Raw genomic sequence first — 9624 nt, forward strand, 5'->3', positions numbered from 1 at the left:
ACCGGGGCTTTTCTATCCGTGTATGTTGGCATTGCCGCAGGAGCCGCCGGCTCTCAGCGGATGACCTTGACGCGCTTCGCGATGTCTTCTTTTTCTTTGGCATCGGGCTCCGCGACGATGCCGCCGAACGGCATCTGCGCGACGAGCTGCCACGAGGCGGGCAGGCCGAACATGGCCTTGACCTTCTCGTCAATGACCGGATTGTAGTGCTGGAGGTTCGCGCCGATATTGAGGTCGCGCAGGCCGCTCCAGATGGAGAACTGCAGCATGCCGTTGGCCTGCTGGGCCCAGACGGGGAAATTCGCCGCATAGAGGGGGAACTTTTCCTGCAGGCCCTTGACGACGTCCGTATCGAAGAAATAGAGGATCGTGCCGTAGGCGGCGCGGAAACCGTCGATCTTCTCGCGGGCGACCTTGCCGTCAAAGGCGTTGTAGACGGCATCCCAGAGCGCATCCTGCTGGCCGCCCGTCACGACGACGGCGCGGGCGCTCTTCATGTTGAAGGCATCCGGCACGAGCTCCGTAATCGTCTCGACGAGCCCGATGACCTCCTGCTCCGCAACGGGCAGATTCTTGTTGAGCTGGTAATACGTACGGCGTTTGGCAATGGAATCGACAATACTCATGATGGTTCCCCCTTCTCCGGCACGCGCTTCGCGTACACGCTTACAAATGATATGTTTATTTTATCATGCGAACACAATTTCTTTCGTAACTCAGTCACACGAAAAGCGCCGAATCAAGAATGCAAACCGCGACGAAATGCAGCAGGATATGGTATAATTCAGTTAGAATATACTTGAACTTCTCGATTGGAATGAGGTATTTTTATGACAAAATCCGATCATCCCGATACAAATCCTGACATACATGCCTTTCCCGGCATCGCCGCGAATCTGCCCTGCTGCTTCTACATCGCAGAGGAAAAGGCCCCCTATCGCCTGCTCTATGCCAATGAAGAAATGATGCGCCTGTTCGACTGCCGCGATCTCGCAGAGCTCTGTCATCATACGGAGGGCAATGCCTTTCATCTCTTCGCGATGGACGACCGCCTGCGCGTCGAGCAGGATATCCGGCACGAGCTCGCGGAGAAGCACGACCGCTTCGAGCATGTCCAGGGTCACCTCTTCACGCGCACGAGCTGCATCCGCTATGCAGACGTCTCGGGCCGCCGCGTCGACACGGAAGCGTACGGCCCCGTCTTTTACTGCACGATGCAGGAAATCGATATCCCGCTGCCGGGCGTCACGATTGACCGCGACATCCGCGACTACGTCATCCGCCATCTCGAAGAAGCCATCGAAAAGCACTGGATCCAGGTGTACTACCAGCCGATCATCCGCACGCTCACAGGCGAGCTATGCGGCCTCGAGGCCCTTTCGCGCTGGGTGGACCCGCACATCGGCTTCCTGTCGCCGGCGTCGTTCATCCCCGTGCTCGAGCAGGTACGGCTCATCCACCGCCTCGATGCCTTCGTGCTCGAGGAGGTCTGCCGCACGCTGCGCCAGCGCCTCGACAAGGACCTGCCCGTTACGCCCGTATCCTGCAATCTCTCGCGCTATGACTTCAGCCTCATCGACGTCTTCTCGCTCATCGAGGGGACGCGCCGGCGCTACGCTGTGCCGCGCGACTTCCTGCACATCGAGATCACGGAGAGCGTCCTCGCACAGAACGCCGAGGCCGTCCATCAAGCGCTCGACCGGCTGCGCGAGGAGGGCTATGAGATCTGGCTCGACGATTTCGGCAGCGGCTATTCTTCGCTGAGCATCCTCAAGGATTACACGGTCGATCTCGTCAAGCTCGACATGAGCTTCCTGCGCAAGTTCACCGAGAAATCGCGCAGCATCATCATTTCCATCATCTCGATGGCCAAGGATCTCGGCGTCAAGACGCTCGCGGAGGGCGTCGAAACGCAGGAGCATGCGGACTTCCTCGCTTCCATCGGCTGCGGCCGTCATCAGGGCTATTTCTACGGCAAGCCGCGCCCGCTCGCGGGAACGCTGGCGCATATTGAGGCGGAAGGCCGCGGCATCGAACTGCGCAAGTGGTGCCATTTCTACGATATGGCCAGCATGGTCATCCGCCAGTCCAAGCGGCCCAACGCCATCCTCGACATGCAGGAAAACGGCACAATCCGCTTCCTCTACGCCAACCAGCCTTACCGCGAGCAGATACAGATGCTGGGCTATCAGCTGCAGGATATACAGCGGAATATGAGTTCGCCCGACAAATCCGATGTGAGCCACCTCTTCTGGACATGCATCCACCAGTCGCGCCAGAGCCATCAGACCGAATCCTTCTTTTACGTTGATGGCGGCCATTACATCAGCGTCAGCCTTTGCGTGATCTATGCGCTGAATCATCATCTGCTGATCCAGCTCGAATTCCAGAATCTCTCCCAGAACGGCATCGGCCTGCAGCAGGATAAATTCGACGAACGCCTGCGCTACCTGTACAGCATGTTTGAGAATGTCTACCTCGTCAATTTCGCGAAGGACACAATCGAGCCGCTCCACTTCCGCGACGCACTCACATCGGCAAAAGATGCCGAAACAACAGCCTACGATATCCGGCATGCCGTGCGGGCCTTTGCCAGACAGTTCGTCTATGAGGATGACCGTAAGCGGTATCTCGCGTTCTGCGACCCCGATTCCGTCATCGCGCGCATCCAGAAAAGCCCGTACGGGCGCATTGCCTGCCGGTTCCGCGTGCGCGACCATCACGGCAATTACTCCTGGAAGGAATGTACGGCCATCCTGCTCGCCAGCGGGAACATGCCGCTCATGCTGACGGCCACCAAGACCGTGGATCCGCCCCTCCTCTCGCCAGCCGCCGGCGAAACCGCGCCGGAGGGCCAGCTGCTGCCCTCGCTGCTCTGGAAGAATTTCGAGCGCAATACGCATTTCCATTATTTCTGGAAGGACAAGGAGCGCCGCTTCCTCGGTGCGACGCGTTCCTTCCTCGAGTATTACGGCTTCGCGTCCGTGCAGGAGATTCTCGGCAAGACAGATGAGGATATGAACTGGCATGTCGACAACAATGCGTACCGCCTCGATGAGCTCGATGTCCTGCAGAAAGGCAGGGTCATCGAGAATGTTGCGGGCGAGTGCATCATCCGCGGGGCCCTGCACCACATCACCTGCTACAAGTGGCCGATTTACCGCGAGGGCGAGATCATCGGGCTCATGGGCGTCTTCTTCGATGCCAATGCAATCTACCACGACCTGCACAAGGCGCTGCCCTCCCCGTTTGACGATCCAATCACGGGGCTGCGCAACCGCCAGGGCTTTCTCGGGGATCTGACCCGGTATCAGGAAACGTGGACGATGGAAAAGCAGCCATACGCGCTGATTCTTCTCGAGAGCCGCTTCGATGAGCATATCCGGGAATCGTATGAGAACCCGCTCGTGCGTGCACTCGTCTGCCAGGAGGCCGAAGTCCTGCGCCGGTATGCGGGAAAAGATGCTGCCATCGCGCGCATCCAAAATGTGACGTTTGCCATTCTGCGCCGCGAGAACAGCCATCAGGAGTCCGAGGCCCTCGCCCGCGAGCTCCAGCACCGCCTGCAGTCGATTCACGAGATCAGCGGCAATCCCGTCACCATCACGTTCTGTTACAGCATCGTCCACGCCGACGACCCCGGCATCCACCGCCCGCCCGACAGCAGCGTCAGCTACATCTACCGCCTCGCCATGGAACGCCTGCGCCACAACGGCTGAAAGCCAACGCAGCTGAATGCGAGCGGTGGGAACGAAGGCGCTGACTGGCGTCCCCAAAGCCTTCCCCTCTGGGGAAGGTGGCAGCCGCAGGCTGACGGATGAGGTCAAGGAAGCTGCATATGGACTCGATGTAAACAGGCGCAGAAAGGCGCTGCGGGATGTGAAAGACGGGGACGAGGGCGCAACGCTACGCGAAGTCGGCTGGCTAAAGGGATTTTTTCCTTTTTAACGAAGCCTGACGAACGTGCGAAACGCGCGCTGCTTAAACGACGCTCGTTCGCCAGGAAGCTGGCGGACGAGGGCGAAGTAAAGGCGCTGCGGGATGCATTCCGGCTTCAGCGCGCAGCTAAATGTGCCCCAACATGCTGCGAGCAGCAAAGAAGTTTCGCCGCCTGCCGCGGCGTTCCGACATCCGGCGCGAAGAGCCTTTCGTATTGGGCCCCAGCCCTGCGGGCAGTCGCTGCGCGCCTCCAGGCGGAATACATCCCTCCGCTCGGTATCCCACAAACTGTGCATCGAAGCGTAGCCTTCCCCGCGCACGGGGAAGGGGGACCGCGAAGCGGTGGAAGAGGTCCATGGACGGACGGGCAAGAACAAAACTCAACTGCAAGTCCTCACAAGCGTCGTAGCTCCGCGCACGGGGGCGCGAAGCGCGGGATGCCGGTGGCCTCCCCGGGTGTGGCCCGCAGGGCCGAAAGGGGTCCATGAGCGGACGGGCAAGGACAATACTTGACTGTAAGTCCTCACAAGCGTCGTAGCCCGCGCACGGGCGCGAAGCGCGGGATGCCGGAGGCATCCCCGGAAAAGGTGGCCCGCAGAGCCGAAAGGGGTCCATGGGCGGAAATAGCAAGCTGCTGCGAGCTGTTACCCCTTCAGTCAGCTGCGCTGACGGCTTCCCAAAAGAGGACGCCAAGCCTTCTCCGCGCACGGACTGAAGTGGTAAACTAAAACTGGACACTAAGAGGGTAGAAAATGGACATGTACAAGATGCCCTCTTCCCCATAGCCTTCCCCTCCGGGGAAGGTGGCAGCCGAAGGCTGACGGAAGGGGCGGCTGCTCGAAGCATTGTGTTGGCTCGATGAAAACGATACCTTCAGTTTCGCATTTCATTGAGCCGTAAAGCAGTTACCAGCAGTTTCCCCTATCGGCCCGCTGGGCCACTTCCCCCTAAGGGGGGAAGCTCTGTTTCACGAAAAATCCTGACCATGTCACGCAGGACGGGTCAGGATTTTTTAGTATGCCAAATCAGGCGGATGCCCGCAGGCTCTGGAGCTTGAAGACGAGGGCGCCGAGGATGCCCGAGAGGATGGACGCCGAAAGGATGCTGATCTTCGCGAGGTCGAGCATCGCGCCGCTGTCGGCAAAGGCCAGCGAGGCGATGAAGATGGACATCGTGAAGCCGATGCCGCCGAGCATGCCCGTCGCGGCTGCCTGCCCCGAAGAGGCGTTGCCGGGCACGGGTACCTTGAAGAAGCGGTTGAAGCACCAGACCGTGCCGAAGATGCCGATGGGCTTGCCGAGGCACAGGCCGGCCAGGATGCCGAGGAAGAGCGGCGAGCCCGGGTCAAACGTCGCAAAGGAGAGCGTGACGCCCGCATTGCCGAGTGCGAAAATCGGCATGATGCCATAGGCCGACCAGGGCTCCAGGCGGTGTTCCCAGACATGGAGCATCGATTGCTCGGGGTCCTCCTGTGCGGGGATGGCAAGGCCGAGCAGGACGCCTGCGATGGTCGGATGCACGCCGGCCTGCAGGAAGGCATACCAGGCGATGAGCCCAAGGATGAGGTACGCGAGGAAGAAGCGCACGTTGAGGCGGCTCAAAAGGAAGGCCGCGGCGATGGCCACGAGGCCGACGAAGAGCGCCGCGAAGGCGATTTCGCTGCTGTAGAACAGCGCGATGACGACGATGGCGCCGAGGTCGTCGACGATGGCCAGCGCCGTCAAAAAGACGACGAGTCCCAGCGGTGCCTGGCGCGCCGTCAGCGTCATGATGCCGAGCGCAAAGGCAATGTCCGTAGCCATCGGGATGCCCCAGCCGCCTGCGGTCGGCGTGCCAAAATTAATGAGTGCATAGAGGATGGCGGGCACGATCATGCCGCCGAGGGCCGCGCCGACCGGCAGCATCATGGCCGAGCGCGTCTTGAGCTCGCCGTAGAGGAATTCGCGCTTGATTTCAAGACCGATGACGAAGAAGAATACGGCCATGAGTCCGTCGTTGATCCAGTGCAAAAGGCCCATCTCGAGGCCAAAATCCCCAAGGCCCAGCCGGATTGGCATGTGCAGGACGTGATGGTAGGCGCCGGCCAGCGGGGAATTCGCCAGCAGCAGCGCGACCACCGCACCGAGCAGCAGGATGGCGCCGCTTTTTGCTTCCCAGCGCCAGAACCAGAGGAATGGCGTCGCCAGCGAGCGGATTGTCTCTTTCATAACAATATCATCTCCTTATAAACATACATTTTCCTTTATATTATACAAAAGAAATCTGGGATTTAACAGGAAAAAGTAAAAACTGCCCGCCGCAAACCCGGAGGATGCGGCAGGCAGTCGAGCAGTAGTCTTTATGAATCTGTCATGAGGAATCTGGCATTACGATTTCGGCGTATGGCGCATGAGCTTCATCGGCAGCAGCAGGATGAAGTTGAACACGAGGATCGTGAGGATCAGGAGCGCGCCGATGCCGTCTGCAATCATGTCGCGGTCCGGCACAAGGCCCGTACTCATGAGGTACCAGAGATGCACCGCCAGCGTCTCGCCGCCGGCCATGACATCCGTATCGAACATGTGGCGCGATACCGTCGTGCCGGCCGTGAAGATCAGGATGGCCGTCTCGCCCAGGGCGCGGCCGGCCGTCAACGTGATGCCGGTGATGATGCCCGGCATGGCATTGGGCAGTACAACCTTGCAGATGGTCTGCAGCTTCGTGGCACCCAGGGCCAAACTGGCTTCCTCGTACGATTTCGGCACCGTGCGAATGGATTCCTCCGTCACGCGCACGAGCATCGGCAGGTTCAAAAGTACCAGCGTCAGCGAGCCGCCGAGGATGGAGAAACCCATGTTCATCATGTTGACGAAGATGATCATGCCGAACAGGCCCAGGACGATGGACGGCACCGTCGCGAGACTCTCGACCGACAGGCGGATGCATTTCGTCAGCTTGTTCTCACGCGCATACTCCGCGAGGTAAATGCCGGCGCCGAGCGCGATCGGGATGGAAATGCCCATCGAGATGAGCAGCATGTAGAACGAGTTGAAGAGCTGAGCGCCGACGCCGCCGCCCGCCATCATATCGCTGGACTTGCCCAGCACGAACTGCGGCGAGAGCACCGGCAGGCCCTTGTAGAGAATGTAGCCGAGGAATACGGCCAGGAGGCCCAGGATGAAGAATCCCACGACCCAGAGGCCAGCCACGGCTATCTTGTTTTGTGTCCTTGTATCCATAGCGTCAACCCCTCCTCTGACCGAAACGGCGAATCAAGAGAATCATGCCCAGCGAAATGAGCAGCAGGACGAACGCCATGAGGAACAGGGCGTTGCCCCAGACCGAGCCAAACGGCGTGTTGCCCATCTCGACGACGATGTTGCTCGTCAGCGTGGCCGTCGGCGTGAAGAGCGATGTGATGATCTGAGGCGTGTTGCCGATGAGCATCTGTACGGCCATCGTCTCACCCACGGCGCGCGCCATCGCGAGCACAATAGCGGTCAGGATGCCGGGTGCGGCAGCCGGCACGATGACGTGCACCATCGTCTGCCACCAGGTCGCGCCGAGTGCGAGGCTGGCTTCTTCCAGCGGACGCGGCACGGCATTTAAGGCATCCGTGCTGATGGAAAGGATCGTCGGCAGGATCATGACGGCCAGCACCAACGATGCCGCGAGCACGCCGAAGCCCGTCGTCGTGCCGAAGGTGCTGCGCAGGAACGGCACGAGGACCATCAGGCCGATGTAGCCGTAGACGACAGACGGGATGGCGACGTAAAGGTCCGTTGCCGGGCGCATGATGTTCTTGAGCCAGACCGGTGCGACCTTCGCGAGGAAAATCGCACCGAGGAGTCCGAGCGGTGCACCGATGACGACGGACAGAAGCGTCGTCGCCACCGAACCGATGATGAAGGACAAGGCGCCGAATTTCCCGAGCGTCGGGTCCCACTGCGCGCCGAAGAAGAACTCCAGCGGGCTGACCTCCGCAAAGGTCATGAGGCCCTGCCGCCCGATGAAAAAGATGATGGAAAAGATGATGATGGTCATGAGAAAAGCAGACGCGATAAAGAGGTATCGTCCGCACTTGTCGTAAAAGAGCCTGCGCTCATGACCGCCGCCAGACTGTTTCCCGTCCATGCGGCTTACTGTTACTGCCCGTTCCATAATTTCCTCCCACTTCCTGTAGAGTCCCGCCGTCTGGCATCCTCATCCGGATGCCAGGCGTCAGATAATGAAAGAGTGGTCAGGGGGCCATGCCGTAGGTTTTTTGCCTGCTCACGATGGACTGCCCGCTGACCACTGCTCACTGTTCATTGGTTACGTTCCCTGCCGTGCCCGTAAGGCCTGCGGCGGGACTAAAATCAGTTCTTCATCTTGCTGATTGGAATGAAGCCGAGTTTCTCAACCTGGCTGTTCTGGAACTCATCGCTGAGGATGTAATCGATGAAGGCCTTGACGGCACCCGTCGGCTCACCCTTCGTGTACATGTGGCCGTAGCCGTAGATCGGATACTTGCCATCGATGATGTTCTGCGGAGAATACTCGACACCGTCGAACTTCAGGACCTTGACGGAATCATCGGCATACGGTGCATCGACATAGCCGATGGAACCCGGCGTGCTGGCAATGGCAGCGCGAACCGCACCGTTGGAATCCTGGATGACGGCATCATCCGTGAATGCTGCGCCCTTGAGGACGACATCGCTGATCGTGGCACGCGAACCCGAGGATTTTGCACGATGAATCAGCGTGATCTTCTGATCAGCACCGCCGACTTCCTTCCAGTTCGTGATCTTGCCCGTCAGGATATCGATGGCCTGCTGCTTCGTGAGGTTGTCGACCTTGTTGTCCTTGTTGACGATGAAGACGAACGGCTCAACGACGACCTTGTGGTCAACGAGGCCCTTGTCCTTGTACTCGTCCGGCAGGTTGACGTCGGAGTTGCCGATCTGTACGGCACCTTCCGATACCTGGTTCATGCCCGTGAAAGAGCCGCCGCCGGCGATGTTGACCGTGACCTTCTCATATTTGTCCTGGAAGGCTTCCTGTGCCGGTTTCAGGAGCGGCAGCAGTGCCGTTGACCCCGAAGCGGAAATCTTGCCGGAAATCTCCTGTGCAGCCCCGCTGCTGCTCGAGCTGGCAGCCTGCTGACCACCGCCGCCGCAGCCCGTGAGCAGTACGGCCGTACTGGCGACTACTGCGCCAATGGAAAGAAGTTTCTTCATCTTGTTGAACATATCCATTTCCTCCCAAACCATTCCTTGATTGAGTAAATTCCGGGAACCCGTTGGCTCCCTTCATCGTTCTCCTATATCGTAGCAAAGATTCCAGAGGCAATTGTTGCGAGTATGTTACGCTTTTGTTAAGATCAACGATCAACAACGTCTCCTGGTCCAGCCAAAGAGACTCAAATGCAAAAAAATGGGGCTGTGAAATAACAGATCCCCAAAAACAAGAGGGCCGCATGCTCATTGAGCATGCGGCCCTCTTTGTGGTAAAATTTTCTATATCCCACTATGGAAAAGATTACCACATATCATTCTAAAACAACGCAAGGCATTTTGCCAGTGTTTATTTCGGATTATCTGGATATCTGTGATCCTGTGCTGGTTTTTGACCGATTCATGGAGGGAATCAATTTGGAGAAGTACCTGAAGGCTGTGCCAGCTCACTGCACTGGCCGTCTTCGGTACGACCCGGTCAGCATGT

At 58.9% G+C, this 9624-nt stretch carries 6 protein-coding genes and 1 pseudogene; 2 read left to right on the forward strand and 5 right to left on the reverse strand.

Going from position 1 to position 9624, the window contains the following annotated elements; genetic code table 11:
- Nucleotides 1-53: 53 nt before the first annotated feature.
- Entirely contained in the window at nt 54-626 is a 573-nt protein-coding gene (locus DWZ54_RS10080; protein ID WP_118476015.1) for a nitroreductase family protein, read from the reverse strand.
- 204 nt (nt 627-830) lie between these two features.
- Between DWZ54_RS10080 and DWZ54_RS10085 the strand changes: the two genes are divergently transcribed.
- Nucleotides 831-3719, forward strand: a complete 2889-nt coding sequence (locus tag DWZ54_RS10085) for an EAL domain-containing protein (protein ID WP_118476017.1) — start codon at nt 831-833, stop codon at nt 3717-3719.
- Between the two features lie 1245 nt (nt 3720-4964).
- Here DWZ54_RS10085 and nhaA read toward each other — a convergent pair.
- The 4 genes from nhaA to DWZ54_RS10115 form a co-directional block, all read right to left on the reverse strand.
- Nucleotides 4965-6146, reverse strand: a complete 1182-nt coding sequence (gene nhaA / locus DWZ54_RS10100; protein ID WP_118476023.1) for a Na+/H+ antiporter NhaA — start codon at nt 6144-6146, stop codon at nt 4965-4967.
- A gap of 159 nt (nt 6147-6305) precedes the next feature.
- A complete protein-coding gene (gene pstA / locus DWZ54_RS10105) occupies nt 6306-7157 on the reverse strand; it encodes a phosphate ABC transporter permease PstA (RefSeq protein WP_118015954.1) in 852 nt (283 codons plus the stop codon).
- Nucleotides 7158-7161: 4 nt separating this feature from the next.
- Entirely contained in the window at nt 7162-8079 is a 918-nt protein-coding gene (pstC, locus tag DWZ54_RS10110; protein ID WP_118476025.1) for a phosphate ABC transporter permease subunit PstC, read from the reverse strand.
- A gap of 197 nt (nt 8080-8276) precedes the next feature.
- Complete coding sequence (locus tag DWZ54_RS10115) at nt 8277-9158, reverse strand: phosphate ABC transporter substrate-binding protein (RefSeq protein ID WP_118476027.1); 882 nt, start codon at nt 9156-9158, stop codon at nt 8277-8279.
- A gap of 273 nt (nt 9159-9431) precedes the next feature.
- Between DWZ54_RS10115 and DWZ54_RS12065 the strand changes: the two are divergent.
- A pseudogene (locus DWZ54_RS12065) lies at nt 9432-9624 on the forward strand (IS1182 family transposase); the annotation flags it as partial.

The organism is Mitsuokella sp. AF33-22 (assembly GCF_003475755.1).
Taxonomy (GTDB): domain Bacteria; phylum Bacillota; class Negativicutes; order Selenomonadales; family Selenomonadaceae; genus Mitsuokella.